Consider the following 17,073-nt stretch of genomic DNA (forward strand, 5'->3'; position numbering starts at 1 on the left):
CCGGACCGGCCACAGGGGAGAGACGACGGTGCTGCGCCAGGAAGAGACGACCGCCTATGTCCCCAAACGGGGGTGGCACGCGCTTCCCGATATCTTCGCCCGTCACGCCTGGTGCGATCCCGACGCCCCGGCGGTCGAAGCACGCGGGCAGCGGCGCAGCTATGGCGAACTGGCGGCGCGTGTCGACCAGTTGGCGGCGCGGCTGGCCTATCTGGTGGCCGACGATCATCCCTTGATCGGTCTGTGCCTGTCGCGCGATGTCGATCTGCCCGCCTGGCTGCTCGCGGTGCTGAAGATCGGTGCGGCCTATCTACCGATCGATCCCGCGACCCCGCCCAACCGTCTGGCGCATATCATGGAGGATGCGCGCCCCGCCCTGATCATCGCCAATCGCTGCTATGGCGATATCATCGCCGATCTGGGGATACCGGTGATGATCGCCGAGGAGGAAGGCGATCCCGTCATGATGGTCCCGACCCCAGCGATCACCTCCTCGACGCTCGCCTATGTCATCTTCACCTCCGGTTCGACCGGCCGGCCTAAGGGCGTGGAGATCGAACATGGCGCGCTCGTCGCACTGCTGGCGACCATGGCGGCGAGCCCGGGCTTTCGCGCGAATGAGAAGATGCTGGGGATCACCCGGCTCAGCTTCGATCTGTCCGTGCCGGACCTGTTCCTGCCCTTCTATGTCGGCGGATCGCTGGCGCTGATCGATCTCGAGGAGGCTGCCGATCCCACACGGCTCGCCGCTGCGCTCGATCGGCATCGCCCCGACCTGGTGCAGGCGACACCCTCCACCTGGCGGGCACTGGTCGAACAGGGTTGGAGCGGGCTGCCAGGCTTGCGCATCCTGGCGGGCGGGGAAACGCTGACCCGTTCGCTCGCCGACCGATTGCTGCTACGCTGCGACGAGTTGTGGAATATCTATGGGCCGACCGAAACGACCGTGTGGTCGACCGCCTGCCGCGTGACCCCTAGCCATGACGCGATCCCGATCGGCTGGCCGATGAGCGGCATCACCGTGTACGTCACCGACGTCGATCTGAAACCCGTGCCGCCCGGCCAGGTGGGTGAGATCGTCATCGGCGGGCCGGGTGTCGCGCGCGGCTATCGCAATCGCCCCGACCTCACCACCGAGCGCTTCGTGCGCCTAGCCGACGGGGCGCGGGTCTATCGCACCGGCGATCTTGGCCGGTTTGACGAACGCGGCGCGCTTTATTGCCTGGGGCGGATCGACGATCAGGTGAAGGTGCGCGGCTTTCGCATCGAACTGGGCGATGTCGAGGCGGCACTGTCGCTCCACCCCGGCGTCGTCTGGAGCGCGGTGCGGCTCTGGACCGATCCTTCGGGCGAGGCGCTGCTGGTTGGCTATGTCGTACCGCGCGACAGATCGCTCGGCCCCCGCGAGATCAAGGCGTTCCTGGCCGGTCACCTGCCCGCCTATATGATCCCCGACCGGATCGTGACGCTGTCGGCCATGCCGCTGACGCCCAATGGCAAGATCGACCGCGCCGCGCTGCCCGACCCTGCTGCGGAAGGACGCCCAACCATCGCACAGCATGCGGCCGACGCAATCGATCGGCGGCTGGCGGCGATCTGGAGCGATCTGCTCAATATCGGCGCGATCGCCGCGGAGGATGATTTCTTCGACCTGGGGGGCTATTCGCTGATGACCGTGCGGCTGGCCCGCCGGATCGAGGCGGCGTTCGGCGTCCGTCTCGCACTGATCGACCTGATGCGACATTCCACGCTGTCCGACATGGCGGCGCGCATCGCGCTGGGCGAGCAGCCCGCCGATCGGACGATGACGCTGTTCAATCCCGAGGGGCGGCGGACGCCGCTCTTCTGGCTCGATACCGGGCCGCTGATGCGCAACATCCTGCGCGACCTATCCGCCGACCAGCCGGTGCTGGCGCTCAATATCGATCCGCACGACGAAGACGCGCTCGGCTCAGGCACGCTGTCGATCACGGCAGTCGCGGCGCGGCTCAAGGAGCATCTGCTGGCGGCCTATCCCATCGGCGCGCTGAATCTGGGCGGATGGTGCCGCTGGGGAATCGTCGCCTATGAATTGGCGCAACAACTGGCCGCACAAGGGCGCGAGGTTCGCCTGCTTGCCCTTCTCGACGCCGAATGTCCCCGGCAGGGCGTGGGGCAGCGGCTCCGGAGGCAGATGCGCCAAATGCTCCACCGCATCGGGACCGTCCAACACGAGAAGGCCAGTTTCAGCCAGCGGGTCGAACATGCGACCCACAGCTATGCAGCCGCTCTTTACGCCGGTGACGTGCTGTTGCTGCAGCCCACCGCCCGGCGCACGAATGCCGGCTGGAATGCCGTCGTGCGCGGCGCGTTGACGGTCGAGCTCATCCCCGGCGACCATGAGACGATGATGCGGGGCAGCGCCGCGCCCATGCTCGCCTCCGCGCTGAACACCGCGCTTGCATCCACGCAGCACCGCCCGGCCATACTCCCGGAGGTCAGGTCGCCTGTCCCCGTCCCGCTCCTACAGCCCCGTGCGATCCCGGCCGCCGGGGAACGCCGGTGCCAGTCCAGTTAAGGGGGGCCGCTACCGGCTAGATGGCGGCCGACCACCCTCCGCCCAACGCCCGGATCAATGCGACGCCCGCCATCAGCCGCCGGTTCTCGAGCGCCAGCGCCGCCTGCCGGTCGTGCAAGGCGCTCTCTTGCGCGGTCGCGACGTCGAGATAGGTGGCCGCCCCCTTGATATAACGATCGAGCGCGATCTGTTCGGTGCGGGTAGCGGAGGCGACCGCCTGGTCCTGCGCCGCTTGCGCCTCGCCCAGATGGTGCAGCGTGGCGAGCGCGTCCTCGACATCCTGGAATGCGCCCAGCGCATGGGTGCGGTAATCGGCCATCGCGCCGTTCCAGTCGGCGCGCGCGGCGGCGACCTCGGCACGACGCTTGCCGCCATCGAACAGGTTCAGGATCGCCCCCGGCCCGATCGCCCAGAACAGGTTGGGCGCTGCGACCAGTCCGGCGAGCGCGGTGCTTTGAAAGCCCCCCGCCCCGCCCAGCGTAATCTGCGGGAAGAACGCCGCCTTGGCGACGCCGATGCGCGCATTGGCTGCCGCCATCCGCCGCTCCGCCGCCGCGACATCGGGACGGCGGGCAAGCAGGGTCGAGGGCAGGCCGATAGGAATGGCGGGCAAGGTCATTACACCGTCGCGGTGCGGGATCGAGAAGGTCGAGGCGGGCTGTCCGACCAGGCTGGCGATGGCATGTTCGGTGATCGCGCGCGCAGCCTCCGTCTCGGCATATTGCGCCCGCGCCTCGCCCAGCAACGCGCCGGCGCGGCCGACATCCATGCCGGTCGCGATCCCGCCCCGGAAGCGGTTGTGGGTCAGCGCATCGGCCTTGGCAAAGGCCATGATCGTCTGGGTCAGCAACGCCAATTGCTGGTCCTGTCCGCGCAACTGCACGAAATCGGTGGCCAGTTGCCCTTGCAGTGCCAGCTTCACCGCCGCCAGATCGTCGCGGCTCGCCTCGGCCAGCGCACGGCCCGAGGCGACCGAGTTGCGCACCCGGCCCCATAGGTCCGCCTCATAGGAAATATCGCCGCCCAGCGTCGCGGCGGTATAGAAATCGGGCTGGTTGCCACCGCGCAGCGGTCGCTCGCCCGACTGACGGTTGCGGATCAAACCGGGGGTCAGTTCGACATGCGGGAACAGTCCGGACCGTGCCCCTGCCAGCGTCGCTCGGGCTAGGTCATAGCGTGCCAAGGCGGCCGCCAGCGTCGGACTGTCGGCATCGATCCGCGCTTCCAATTGATTGAGCGTCGGATCGCCGAAGCCGGTCCACCAATCGCCGCGCGGCGCGGTGGTCAGCGCCCCAGCCGGTTTCCAGATGGAGGCGCTGGCCGAGAACGCTTCCTTGAACGCGGGCGGCGTGGGCATGGCGGGCGGGTGATAGGCGGGTGCCATGGAGCAGCCACCGAGCAGCCCCAGCGCCGCCCCCGCCAGCCAGCGGCACAGGTGCTTAGCCATGGTTGCTCGCCCCCACGCGCACCAGTTCGCCCTGCGCGAGCGAGTCGGGCGGATTGTCGACGATCTGCGCGCCCGGCTTGATCCCCGACAGGATCTGCACGGTTGGCCCATTGTCCTGCCCGATATGGACCTTGTGCATCATGATGCGGCCATGTGGATCGACGGTCGCCACCTGCGCGCCGCCCGCGCCGAACAGGATCGCACTCGACGGCACCTGCGCCGCCCCCGCCTGTCCGGGCAGATCGAAGCGCGCCTCGGCATAGCCGCCGGGCTTGAGCGCACCGTCGGGATTGTCGGCATAGAGCTGGACGCGGAAGGCGCCCGACTGCGGATCGACCGCGCTCGACAGCCCCGCCACCGTCGCGGTGAACTGACGTCCGGGAAAGGCCGGCACGGTCAGGGACGCGGTCATACCCGGCTTGATCGTCGCGGACAGCGATTGCGGCACGCTGACATAAACGCGGATGCGATGGGTATCGTCGACACCAAACATCGGCGATTGCGCCGCGGCACCGGGGCCGACCAGATCGCCGACCTCGGCATTGCGCGCGGTGACCACGCCCGCAAAGGGCGCGCGGATGACGGCATAGCGCTTCATCGCCTCCAGCCGCGACAGGGCCGCGCGCGCCTCCGCCACCCCGGCCGCCTTGACCGCGAGATCGCCATTCTTCTCGTCGACTTCCTGTTTCGACACCGAGGAACTGGTGAGCAGGTCGTTCCAGCGCGCCGCCGTACTGCGCGCCAGTTTTTCATGCGCAATGGCACTGGCGAGCGCGGCGCGCGCCTGGCCGATCTGCTCGTCCAGTTCGGGCGTGTCGACGACGCCCAGTGCCTGGCCGGCACCGACATGCGCGCCGATATCCTGCGACCAGCTACGCACATAGCCGGACACGCGGGGGAAGAGCCGTGCCGCTTCCCATGCCTCCAGCGTGGCGGGCAGGTCGAGCGCATCGCTTGCCGCGCCGCCCTTAACGGGGACGAGATGCACGGTCGGGATCGCATTGGCGTTGGACCAGTTCGCCGCCGCCGCGACATCATGGGACCGGGCCAGGGCACCGAGGCCGACCACGCCGATCGCGAGCATGGCGGCGGTCAGCCCGGCGATCTTCAGGCCCTTGGGCGCGGGGGTGTCGGCCGACACAGCGGGGGTCGGGGCTGCATCATGCATGGATGGCTTCTCCGAGGGACAGGTCGTTGGAAGTGGAAGGAGCGGCCGCCTTGTCGCGGCGGTGCGCGATGGCGAAGACGACGGGAACGAAGACCAAGGTGGCGAGCGTGGCGCAGAGCAGCCCGCCGATGACCGCACGGCCGAGTGGCGCATTCTGTTCGCCGCCCTCGCCCAGACCCAGCGCCATGGGGGCCATGCCGATCATCATCGACAGCGCGGTCATCAGCACCGGGCGGAAGCGGGTGGCGCCCGCCTCCATCGCCGCCTGGATCGCGTTGCCGCACGCCGCCAGCCTTTCGCGGGCGAAGCTGACCACCAGCACGCTGTTGGCGGTGGCCACGCCCATGCACATGATGGCCCCGGTCAGCGCGGGCACGCTGAGCGGCGTATGCGTCGCGAACAGCATCCATACGATCCCGGCAAGCGCGGCGGGCAGGGCCGAGACGATCACCAGCGGATCGATCCAGCTCTGGAAGTTCACGACGATCAGCAGGTAGATCAGGATGATCGCACCCGCGAGACCCAGGATCAGGCCGGTGAAGGCGGTGTTCATCGTCTCCACCTGTCCCCGCATCGCGACGGTCGCGCCCTTGGGCAACTGGCCCTTGGTGGCGGCCAGCACCTTGTCGATGTCCGCCGCGACCGCGCCCAGATCGCGACCTTGCGTCGTCGCATAGACGTCGAACACCGGCTGCACCGCATAATGCGAGACGAGCGCGGGGCTGGGTTCGCGGTGGAGCGTGCCCAGCGCCTGAAGCGTCTGGACATTGCCCCCCGCGCTGCCCGTGATCGGCAGATTGTCGATCTGCTCGACGGTGCTGGCGCGATATTGCGGGGTCTGGACGACGATCGGATAGGAGACGCCGTTCTTCGGATTCAACCAGAAGGTCGGGGCGACCTGCGAACTGCCGGCCAGATTGACGGTCAGGCTGCGCGTCACGTCATTCTCGGTGATGCCGAGGCGGCTGGCCTGGGCGCGGTCCACATCGACCGCATATTCGGGATAGTTGGACGCCTGTTGCAGGCGCACATCGGCCAGCCCGGGAATGCGCGACAGCCTGTCGACCAGCATCCGCGCATAGGCCTCGCCGCCCTTGGTATCGGGCCCGGCGACCTGCACGTCGATCGGCGCGGGCGAGCCGAAGTTCAGGATCTGGCTGACGATATCGGCGGGCAGGAAGGCGAAGGACGAGCCGGGGAAGTCACGCGGCAGTTGCTCGCGCAACGCCTTCACATAGCCGGCGGTGGGCGCATGGCCTTCCTTCAGCGTGACGAGGATGTCGCCGTCCTGCGGACCGACGCCGCCGGTGTTGGAATAGGCGCGGTTGATGCCGCTGACCGGCAGGCCGATATTGTCGACGATGGTGTCGAGCTGGTCGGCGGGCACCACGGCGCGGATACGGTTTTCGATATGGTCGAACAGCGCCGCCGTCTCCTCGATGCGGGTGCCGACCGGCGCGCGGACATGGATGCTGATCTGTCCGGCATCGACCGCAGGGAAGAAATTCCGCCCCAGCATCGGCACCAGTGCGAACGAGATCAGCACCACGACCATGAAGCCGATGACGAACGGCCGCCGCCGGGCCAGCGCAAAGGCGAGGAGGCCGGTATAATAGCCGCGCACTGCCTCGAACCGCTGCTCGAAGCCATGCTGGAAACGGCGGAACGGGTTGCGGCTCTGTGGGCGGCCCGCCTGCGCGTCATGGGCCACCATCACCTCGGCGGTGTGCGGCCCGGCATGATCGCGCAGCAGGTAATTGCCCATGGTCGGCACCAGCGTGCGCGACAGGATGAACGAGGCGATCATCGCGAAGACCACCGCCATCGCCATCGGCGCGAACAGGAAGCCCGCGACGCCCGGCAGGAAGAACATCGGCAGGAAGGCGATGCAGATGCACAGCAACGAGACGAAGGCCGGGCCGACGATCTGCTTGGCGCCGTCCAGGATCGCCTCGCGCACCGGCTTGCCCTGTTCCAGATGCCAGTTGATATTCTCGATGGTGACGGTCGCATCGTCGACCAGGATGCCGACCGCCAGGGCCAGGCCGCCCAGCGTCATGATATTGAGCGTCTGCCCCGCCACCGACAACCCGGCGATCGCCGCCAGGATGGCGAGCGGGATCGACGCGGCGATGATGACGGTCGAGCGCCACGAACCCAGGAACAGCAGGATCATCAGGCTGGTGAGCGCGGCGGCGATCACGCCTTCGCGCATCACCCCCGACACCGCCGCCTTCACGAAGACCGACTGGTCGGACAGCAGCGTGACGTTCAGCCCCGGCGGCAGGGTCGCCTCCAGCTTGGGCATCAGCGCCTTGACCGAGTCGACGATGGCGATGGTCGAGGCCGAACCGCTCTTCAGCACGGTCATCAGCACCGATCGCGCGCCATCGACCCGCACCTCGTTGCGCTGCGGCGGCGAACCGTCGCGGACATGCGCCACGTCGTGCATCAGCACGGTCGCTCCGTCGACCGTCTTGATCGGCAGGTCGTTCAGATCGTCGATGACGCTCGGGCTGTTGTTGAGCCGGAGGTTATATTCATACTGGCCGATCTTGGCCGTGCCCGACGGGATGATCTGGTTCTGCTGCGCCAGCGCATTGGCGACATCGGTCGCGGACAGGCGATGCGCCTGAAGGGCGGCGGGATCGAGGTCGATCTGGACCTGTCGCTCCTTGCCGCCATAGGGCGACGGGATGGCCGAACCCTGCACCGACGCCAGCGCCGGGCGGATCATGTTCTGCCCCAGGTCGTAGATCTTCTGCTCGGACAGCCCCTTGCCGGAGAGCGCGAGTTGCAGGATCGGCACGGTCGAGGCGTTGTAGTTCAGGATCAGCGGCGGGGTGATGCCCGGCGGCATCTGCTTCAGCACGGTCTGCGAGGCGGCGGTCACCTGCGCGGTGGCGGTGCGGATGTCGACGCCGGGGCGGAAGAAGATCTTCACGATGCCGACGCCCGACAGCGACTGGCTTTCGATATGGTCGATATCGCCGACCGTCGCCGACAGCGAACGTTCGTAATAATAGATGACGCGGCCCGACATGTCGCGTGGCGGCAGACCGCGATAGGTCCACACCGCCGCGATCACCGGGATGCGGATGTCGGGGAAAATGTCGGTCGGCGTCTCGACCGCCGCGATGCCGCCGCCCAGCACGATCAGGATCGCGAGAACGACGAAGGTATAAGGTTTGCTGAGGGCGAGCTTGACGAGCTGAAGCATGGGCGTCCCGGTGACCGTCAGGAAAAGGCGGTGCCGGCGATGGCGCAGGGATCAAGGGGGTGGGGAACCCGCGTCGCATCGCCGACCCGGGCCTCATCGCGCCATTCGGGTCGGCAGGCGAATTAAATGAATTTCACCGCCAGCGCCTCAGGCCACCGCCGGCCCGACCTCGATCCGCACGCAAAGCCCCGGGTCGGCATCGGACAGGCGCAGGCGAAAACCGTGGAGGTGCAGGATCGCCGCCACGACGCTCAAGCCCAAACCGCTGCCCGGCACACCGGCGGCGTGTGTGCCCCGATGGAAACGATGGAGCACCGCGTCGCGCTCTTCGGACGGGATGCCGGGGCCGTCGTCGCGGACCTCGATCGCGCGGGCCGCCTCATCGTCGAACAGCGCGATATGCACTTGCCCACCGGGCCGCCCGAACTTGATCGCATTGTCGACCAGATTGCTCAGCGCCTCGAACAACAGCTTGTCGTCGCCCTCGACCGACAGGGGCCTGGCGGCGACCGACAGGGGCCTGGCGGCGACCGACAGGGTGATGGCGCGGTCTTCGGCCAGAGGCTCGTACAGCTCGGCCACCTGCGCGACGAGAGCGCCCAGATCGACGCGGCGGAACCCGGCCCGCCGCCGCCCCGCCTCCAATTCCGATATCCGGAGCAGCGCGGCGAAACGCTCGAGCACCAGGTCCAGGTCGGCGGTCGCCTGCGCGATCCCGGCGACGACGCCCGCCGGATCGTCGGGCCGGTGGCCGACCGCATTCAACGTGGCGCGGACGCGGGTCAGCGGTGTGCGCAAATCGTGCGCGATGGCGTCGGTCACGCCCTTCACCTGCGCAACGACGCGGCCGACCTCCTCGACGGTGACGTTCACGGTCGCGGCGAACTGATCGAGTTCGTCATGCCGCCCCGCGATCGGCATCCGCACCGAAAAATCCCCCGCCGCAATCTCCCGGCTGGCCCGCTGGAGCGCCCGGACGCGGTGCAGCGGCGCCCGGCTGAATCCGATCGCCGCAGTCCCGATGCAGATCAGGGTCATCAACCCGCTGACCACCAGCGTCTCCAGAACCGTGTTCCGCAGATCGCGCAGCAGGCTGATGTCACGCCCGACCAGCAGCGTCTCCTTCTCACGGGTGCGCAGGGCGACCAGGCGAAAGGGCCCGCGTGATCCGCTCTCGACATCGACCGGATGGCCGGGGATTAGCGGACGCAAAGGGCGGACATTGCCGACGATCAGGGTGCCGTCCGCCGCGATCAGCGCCAGATAGTTGAAGCCGGACCGATCACGCTTCAACTCGGCGCGGATGCGGTCGGGCAGTTCGTCGGCCGGGACCTGCAGCAATTGCCCGGCGGCGGCGTGGAGGATGCGGTCGCTGCGGACGGTCAGATCGCGCGCGGTCGCGATATAGACCACGCCCAGCATGGCGATCACGGCGGTGACGAACACCGCGCCCAGCATGGCCGACAGGCGGAAGGTGCTGATCCGGACGACGTCACGCCAGCGGAACGGCTCAGCCGCCATCGAACAGATATCCCTCGCCCTTCACCGTCTGGATGGGCGAGGAACGATCCGGCCGGTCGATCTTCTTGCGCAGCCGCGCGATATGCACGCTGATCAGATTGGCGCCGGGATCGAAATAATAGCCCCAGACCCGTTCGAAGATGATCCGCCGGGTCATCACCTCGCCCTGGTTGCGCATCAGGAATTCGAGCAGGCGGAATTCCATATGCAGCAGCCGCACCGGCTCGCCATCGACCTTCACGGTCCGGCGGACGAGGTCGCACTCGATGCCTCCGCCGCGCAGCACCACGGCCTCGGCCTGCTCGCGGCGGCGCAGCAGCACCTCGACCCGCATCGCCATTTCGGCAAAGTCGAAGGGCTTGGTCAGATAATCGTCGCCCCCTGCGCGCAGCCCCGCAATCCGCTCATCGACATCGCTCAACGCGCTCAGCATCAGCACGGGAATGGTGATATGCCGTTCGCGCAGCCGGGCCACGAGCGACAGGCCGTCCAGCCCCGGCAACATCCGGTCTAGCGTGATCGCATCGAACGCCTCGCGGGTCGCGAGCTCCAGGCCGGCATCGCCATCGCTAGCATGTGTCACCTCATGCCCATGCTGCTTCAGCTCGGCGATGATCGCCGCAGCGGTCGCGCCGTCGTCTTCGATGACCAGGATAGCCGCCATGCCATCGGCATAGCCGCCCGCCCCCATTGCGGCCAAGCCTCGTCGGCTTGCGTGAAATTCATTTAAGTCGGTCCGACCGGCCGATTGGGTGAAAGAGGCGATGTTCCGTTCGAGCCGCCGGAAAGGCTTCTCATGCTCCACACCCGCTTATGGATCATCATCCTCTCGACCGCCCTCCTCGCCACCCCCGCTGTCGCCGCCGGGGACCAGGCCGATACAGGGGACGACTGCTTCGCCGTCGCCGCGCCGATGGCCGACGCGACGCCCTGCTTTGTGCCCGGGCGTCACAAGAAACATCATAAACCCCGACCCAAGCACGCAAGCCATGCCGCCGGGGAACGGGTTTTGCAAACCGGGGACTCGACCAAGAGAACGACGCAAGGATCATAGCGCGCTCGTCGGTGGCACGACGCTTCGCATTCATGTCGCGCCTTCGACGGACTGCGGACTGGCTTATACGGCCCATGGCCCTATGCTTGGATCATTGCGATTGGCTAAACCGTGCCAAACTGGGTTCGGCGGTCAAAAATCCATGGCGAATCGCCTGTCAACTACCCCCCTTACGGCAGCCATGAGCGGTCGCAGGCTCACCTCGCCGACGTCATAGCCACCTAGGATTTGGCCCGGCAGCTTGGAATGCCCGATCTGGCCCCCGGAAATCATGCCATCGGCAACTTAGCGTGTCAGATGGAGATGAGCGATGCAGCGAGGCCGTCTGACCGGCGATCACGTCGATGAGCTGCTCGATGCCGTTCCTGCCGGTCGGCGCCGTGATGTCGAATTCGGCGCAGTGCACCCGCATCGATGCAATGCACCTGAAATGCGCCCTTCGGAAGATCGAGGCCTATCGCGGTGACGTTTCGATCGCGGCTCTGCTGCGACCGTCCGCAGGATACCCTGCGGAGGGTTGGAGATTAGCCCACGTCATCGGCGGCTTTCCCATTGGACCGAGAAAAGAAAGGACGGGACGCCTCTTAAAACCCTTGATCGGTGACAATCGGAACCCCGCCTCGGTTGTAACATGGCATATCAACTCATCCGAGCAACTGTCCGCGCAAGACCGGTCGCCATGCTTCTCGCCAGCTTCTCTTGAAGCGGCACGTAATCCTGCATGTCGGTTGGAGCGGAAAACTGACTGGACCACAACACGCGATCGGAACCATCCTCGGCCAGCGTCACAACCACGGTCGTTCGTTGCGACGTCTGCCGGACACTGACACTCGCATGGAGATCGGCTTTTTCACCATTGGCGGCCACGGAATAGTGGGCAGGAAGCCTGTGGCTCACCTCGGCCACGAAGCTCTCGCGGAGTCCCGCGTTGAAGTGTGGGAAAAGCACATATTCGCATAGCCCCCTCACGGGCTCGATCACGATCCTGTGCCTGGCCGGGAACATCGCGCCGTGCGCCCATACCGCGCCGCCGATCACAAACGGCACCAACAATGCGCTGACCCTTGCGGATCGACCGACCCTCCAGGCCCTTTTCGCGGGTTCGGCAAATCGATCGTCCGCAACGACCCTGCCAATGAAGCGATAGCCGGACCGCGGTCGGGTATGGATGAATCGCGGCGTCTCGGCGTCGTCACCAAGCAGCGTCCGGATGCGGCGGATGCAGGTGTTAAGGGCGGCGTCACCTCCCGTACCGCCACGCGGCCAGAACCGATCAAGCAACTCGCGCCTGCTGACCGTTCGCTCCCGGTTCACGATCAGGAAGGCCAGAACGTCGACGGTTTGCGGCGAAGCATCAAGCGGCACACCATCGCGGCATATCCGCAAAGCGGCAGGGTCGAGATCAAAGTCAGCGAAGCGGATCATGTCTGGCTACCCAAAAGGCCCAAAAACAGTGTTGGTCGCATGATGTCAGTCGAGGTCAGAGAATGTCATGCGGCCTGAGCGCCGGGGGAGGATAACCGATCCGAACACCGTCTGCATCCTTCCGAAAGGCCTATCCTTGCGACAGACATTCCATCTTCCGGATACCGACCGGCGACGTGTTCTTGCCCTTGGCCTGTCCGGCCTGATGACATCGATAGGGTGGGCGACGACCGTCCATGCGACCGAGCCTTCTGCGGCGATCGACGACCTGCTCGACCGCTCCGCAGATGCTTATGGCACGGTGGGCCACTCCGTCGCCGTTCTACGACGCGGCAGGCTCGTCTATTCGCGTCATGCCGGGCTGTCCGATCGCGAGACGGGCGCTCCTATCACCGACGCCTCCGTCTATCCGCTCTTTTCGATCTCCAAGCTGTTCGTGATCGTGGAGTTGCTCAAGGCGCGTCAGGCCGGACTGATCAACCTTGATGCATCACTAGCCACGATACGCGCTGGTCTTCCATCAGCATGGGCCGGGATCACCTTGTTACAGGCCTTGGCCCATGTTTCGGGCCTACCCGACTATATTCCCGATCATGTCGAGCCGACCGACGAGCAGGCCTTCGCCAGCATCGCGACGCTTCCGCTCCGTTTCGCACCAGGCTCGCGTAACGAGTATAATCAGACAAACTTCCTGTTCGCCAAAAAAGCGCTAGAACAGGCGACGCGAACGCCGCTGACGAACTTGACGGGGCGTCAGTTCGCTCGCGCCGGAATGACGCGGACCAGCTACCATGTGGAGGGGCAACCCCGGTTGCCGGACCTGGTGTCGAGCTACCGCCCGGCTCCCAAGCGCGATCGACCGCCGCTGCCCTATGTCTCTCCCTCGTGGCCGGCCTATACCTTCGGCTCGCGGGGCGTCTTCACGACGCTGCCCGATCTGGTCCGATGGTCACAGGCGCTGCTTTATGGTGCGCTCGTGCCGCTCGCGGCGCTTCGGGAATCATGGTCGCCCTTTGCCATGCCGTCCCGGAATGCGGCGTGGCACACCCATGGGTGGGAATATTATCGGCACGACGACGTGACGATCGTCGGCCATGGCGGCGAAGCGCGGCTCGTCTGGCGGCATTTCTTCCGTCAGGCCGACCCGGACGACAGCGCGACGGTGATCTATCTCGACAATGGCGGCCGTACGACGTTCGACCGCCATCGGCTTGCCACGCTGGTCGCCGATCGCGTCATGCCGGGGGTCGCCCGCAAGGACGAAGAGCAGGAGGAGGCACTTTACCGGGGCATGGCGTCAGGCCGGTGGGAGCAGGCCAGCGCGACCGTCGCGGCGGCGATATCCACGGACCGGCTGGAAGCGATCGTCAACCGTGTCGGCTACGACGCCATGAACATCCTCGATGCCGAAGCCGCCCTGCCGGTGTTCCGATGGAACGCCGAGCGCTTTCCCCGCTCTGCCAATGCCCATGACAGTTTGGGCGAAGCCTATCGGGCCGCTGGCCAATGCGACCGGGCCAAGGAGAGCTATGCCCGCGCATTGGCGCTCGATCCGGCAAACGATCGCCTCAAGGCGACGATCGACGAACTGAACCAGGCGGCGTGCTGCCGATAATGGGCGGCCGCTTCGTCCGGCGATGACCTTGCGCCCGTTTGCTACTCCCGCGCTGCTGTTGCTGGCCACTTGGCCTCGGCTTTGCGCTGGCTTCCATATGGCGTTGCCCGATCTTCAAACGCGACGCGCCCGGAATACAGCTCAGATCAGGGGGCGCCTTATTCCACGACAATCAACATCGGCGGCATCACATCCCGCCATCGAAAGTTTTGAAGCTACGCCAGCCAATTGATAGCGAAGCAAGTGGCCAAGCCAACGATGACATTCATAGGCAGGCCGATCCGGACAAAATCGGAGAAACGGTAATCGGCCGCAGCGTAGACCATCGTGTTGGTCTGATACCCGACAGGCGTCGCGAAGCTCGCGGAGGCCGCGAACATCACCGCGATGATAAGCGCGCGCGGGTCTTGGCTGGTGGATTGGGCCAAACCGATGGCCACCGGGGTCATGATGACGGCTACCGCACTGTTGGTCACCGTTTCCGTCAAAGCCGAGGTCAGGAAATACAGGATCAGAAGCACCCCAAGTGGTGACAACGTGGCCAACCATGGCGATATCGCGCCGACGATCAGGTCGATGGTCCCCATATTCTCCAAGGCACCGCCGATGCCCAGCATGGCGAAGATCAACACCAGGACGCTGCCATCGATCGATCGCCAGGCTTCTTCCGCATCCACGCACCGCGTGATCAGAACCATGCCGACTCCGACGATGGCGAGCGACGTGGCCGACGCCACCCCCAAGGCGGCCAGCGCAATCACGCCAGCCAGTACCCCGATCGCGATCGGGGCACGCGCGCGGCGGAAGCGGCGAATATGGCTGGTGTCTTCAGCAATCAGGTTCGTGTTGGCGCGCAATTCGGCAAGGGCCGTGCCATCTGCCGCCACCAGTAAATTGTCCGCCGCGCGCAAACGCACGCTTGCCAGATCGGGGCCTGGAAGGTGTCGCGCCCGGCCAATCCCCAGAATGCGTGCCGGAAGATTCGACAGGAAAGGAATGTCGCGTAGCTCGCGACCCAGCGCCGGATGCGCGGGGCCGATCGTCAAGCCAATGAGCTTTACATCGTCCGACCGTGCGCTGTCGGACAGGCGAATGGGGCGCCCCACATTTTGAAGGCCAACCAGATACTCCTCGCTGCGCGCCAGATCATCGAGTTCGTCAGCGGTTGCGCTGACGACCAAGCGATCGGCCGTTTGAAGAATCATATCCGCCGGGGGGTTACGCTCAATCCGCGACCCGCGGCGGACCGCGATCAGCCTGATCGCATCGCGGCGCAGGAATGCGATATCTGCCACGCATATATTCTTCGCTGATACGTCAGGCATCAGCGCGATCTCGGTGAGATAGGACAGCTGGTGCCGATCGGCTATGGTATTGTCGGGCCGAGACGGCAGCAGACGGGGACCAAGAACCAGCATGGCCACCGCCCCCGCCGCCATCGTCACCAGACCGATGGCCGTGATATCGAAGATGCCGAAACCCGGCTGCCCGTTCGCGCGTGCCACGCCGTCGACCAGCAGGTTTGTCGAGGTGCCGACCAATGTCAGCGTACCGCCCAAAATCGAAAGATAGGACAGTGGGATCAGCAGGCGGGTCGCCGGTATGCCGACCGTCCGCGCCAGTCTGCGTACGAGCGGGATCAAGACCATGACGACCGGCGTGTTATTGATGAACGCGGGTGCGATAGCCGCGCCGGTCAGCATTTCGGCGACCGTGCGCCGTGGCGCATTTCCCGCCCGCCGAACGATCAGACTGGCGAGCGCCTCTATCGTACCGGTCCGCACCAGCGCGCCTGACAGGATGAAGAAGGCCGCGATCGTAATCGGCGCCGGATTCGCGAACGCGGCGGTGACGAGCGGTGGCGTGAGCCAGCCCAGCGCCATCATGATCGCCGCACCGGCGACCGCGATCGTGACGGGGGGAAAGCGTTCGAGCGCGAACGCAACGAACAAACCAGTTATGAATATCAGCCCCAGCGCCGCACGATGGGCCTCGATGCCGGCGAGGATTTCGCTCATGCCGGCCCGTCTGTATCCTGGCCGAGGGCTGGTACGACCTCCAGAATGACGTCCCCCGCTTCCAGGCGGTTTGCCGCCGCTTCCCAAAAACCGATCATTGAGCCCTTACGATAAATGCGATGGCCAAGGCCGGTGGTGATAGCCCGCAGCGGCACACCGATTTCGTCCGCCGCGACGCGCCGTTCACGCAGCGCGACCCGGCCATCCGTTGCCGCCAGATCCGCCATATAGTCGGCCAAATGTGTGCCGTGCGTGGACCCGGCGAGAAGCAGGCCGGCGAAGCTCGCCGGATTGATGACGGTATTGGCCCCCGCCTGCCGCGCGATCGCTTCATTGTCGAGCGAGCGGATGATGACGCTGATCGGCAGCGTCGGCGCGATGCGGCGGGCGGTCAGGACGATCAGGATGGAGGTATCGTCGCGCCCAGCGGCCACGATCAACGCCCTGGCCGTACCCACACGCACCGCCCGCAAGGCGGCATCGCGCGTGGCGTTGCCCTCCATGACGGCGACGTCCAGCGCTTCGGCGTTACGGAGTGCAGCAGGGCTTTCATCGATCACGACGATCATGTCGGGATGCGCGCCGCGGCGGATCAATTCGCTGGCGGCTTCCGATCCGCTATTGCCGAAGCCCGCGATGACGACATGGTCGCGCAGCTGCCGCTGGATCACCGACATGCGCCATCGCTCCCACACGCGCTTGAGAAGAAAGTCATAGGCGGTTCCCAGGAAAATGAGCCACACGAACAGCCGGATCGGGGTGACGACGAAGGTGTCGAACAGCCGCGACTGCTGAGTGACGGGCACGATGTCGCCATAGCCGACGGTCGTGACCGTGATCATCGTGAAGTAGAGGATGTCGGTGAAGGTGACCGGCTCGCCCGATGACTGGCGCAGGCCATCGCGGTCGAACCAGTGGACGGCCAGCGCGATACCGATCAGGCCCAGCGCCAGCAAGGCCCGCCAGGACAGGGCCAGCCAGATCGGCGTCCGGCTACGGCGGTACAGGTGATAATCGGGTTTCCGGCCAGCGATGTCCACGGCGCGGC

Annotated in this window: 10 protein-coding genes; 2 read left to right on the plus strand and 8 right to left on the minus strand. The window is 66.1% G+C overall.

Going from position 1 to position 17,073, the window contains the following annotated elements; translation table 11 throughout:
- The first annotated feature begins 28 nt into the window (after positions 1-28).
- Positions 29-2,557, plus strand: coding sequence for an amino acid adenylation domain-containing protein (locus tag SP6_RS12120; RefSeq protein WP_007404774.1), 2,529 nt, complete (start codon positions 29-31; stop codon positions 2,555-2,557).
- A gap of 16 nt (positions 2,558-2,573) precedes the next feature.
- Here SP6_RS12120 and SP6_RS12125 read toward each other — a convergent pair whose 3' ends face one another.
- The 6 genes from SP6_RS12125 to SP6_RS12155 form a co-directional block, all read right to left on the minus strand.
- The gene (locus SP6_RS12125; RefSeq protein WP_007404855.1) at positions 2,574-4,004 is read right to left on the minus strand and encodes an efflux transporter outer membrane subunit; all 1,431 of its coding nucleotides are present in this window, start codon (positions 4,002-4,004) and stop codon (positions 2,574-2,576) included.
- Entirely contained in the window at positions 3,997-5,172 is a 1,176-nt protein-coding gene (locus tag SP6_RS12130) for an efflux RND transporter periplasmic adaptor subunit (RefSeq protein ID WP_007404813.1), read from the minus strand. Before SP6_RS12130 ends, SP6_RS12125 begins: the two co-directional genes overlap by 8 nt.
- The gene (locus SP6_RS12135) at positions 5,165-8,392 is read right to left on the minus strand and encodes an efflux RND transporter permease subunit (protein WP_007404766.1); all 3,228 of its coding nucleotides are present in this window, start codon (positions 8,390-8,392) and stop codon (positions 5,165-5,167) included. The genes SP6_RS12130 and SP6_RS12135 overlap by 8 nt, the downstream gene beginning before the upstream one ends.
- Positions 8,393-8,539: 147 nt before the next feature.
- Positions 8,540-9,913, minus strand: a complete 1,374-nt coding sequence (locus SP6_RS12140) for a sensor histidine kinase (protein WP_007404844.1) — start codon at positions 9,911-9,913, stop codon at positions 8,540-8,542.
- The gene (locus SP6_RS12145) at positions 9,903-10,577 is read right to left on the minus strand and encodes a response regulator transcription factor (protein ID WP_037568430.1); all 675 of its coding nucleotides are present in this window, start codon (positions 10,575-10,577) and stop codon (positions 9,903-9,905) included. Before SP6_RS12145 ends, SP6_RS12140 begins: the two co-directional genes overlap by 11 nt.
- 1,029 nt (positions 10,578-11,606) lie before the next feature.
- The gene (locus SP6_RS12155) at positions 11,607-12,392 is read right to left on the minus strand and encodes a winged helix-turn-helix domain-containing protein (RefSeq protein ID WP_007404715.1); all 786 of its coding nucleotides are present in this window, start codon (positions 12,390-12,392) and stop codon (positions 11,607-11,609) included.
- Positions 12,393-12,597: 205 nt separating this feature from the next.
- On the opposite strand from SP6_RS12155, the gene SP6_RS12160 reads away from it, so the two are divergent.
- A complete protein-coding gene (locus tag SP6_RS12160) occupies positions 12,598-14,007 on the plus strand; it encodes a serine hydrolase (RefSeq protein ID WP_037568357.1) in 1,410 nt (469 codons plus the stop codon).
- 215 nt (positions 14,008-14,222) lie between these two features.
- Here SP6_RS12160 and SP6_RS12165 read toward each other — a convergent pair whose 3' ends face one another.
- Both SP6_RS12165 and SP6_RS12170 read right to left on the minus strand, forming a co-directional pair.
- Entirely contained in the window at positions 14,223-16,025 is a 1,803-nt protein-coding gene (locus SP6_RS12165) for an SLC13 family permease (RefSeq protein WP_007404826.1), read from the minus strand.
- The gene (locus SP6_RS12170) at positions 16,022-17,065 is read right to left on the minus strand and encodes a potassium channel family protein (protein ID WP_007404820.1); all 1,044 of its coding nucleotides are present in this window, start codon (positions 17,063-17,065) and stop codon (positions 16,022-16,024) included. The genes SP6_RS12165 and SP6_RS12170 overlap by 4 nt, the downstream gene beginning before the upstream one ends.
- Positions 17,066-17,073: the final 8 nt, after the last annotated feature.

The organism is Sphingomonas paucimobilis NBRC 13935 (genome assembly GCF_000739895.2).
Taxonomy (GTDB): Bacteria; Pseudomonadota; Alphaproteobacteria; order Sphingomonadales; family Sphingomonadaceae; genus Sphingomonas; species Sphingomonas paucimobilis.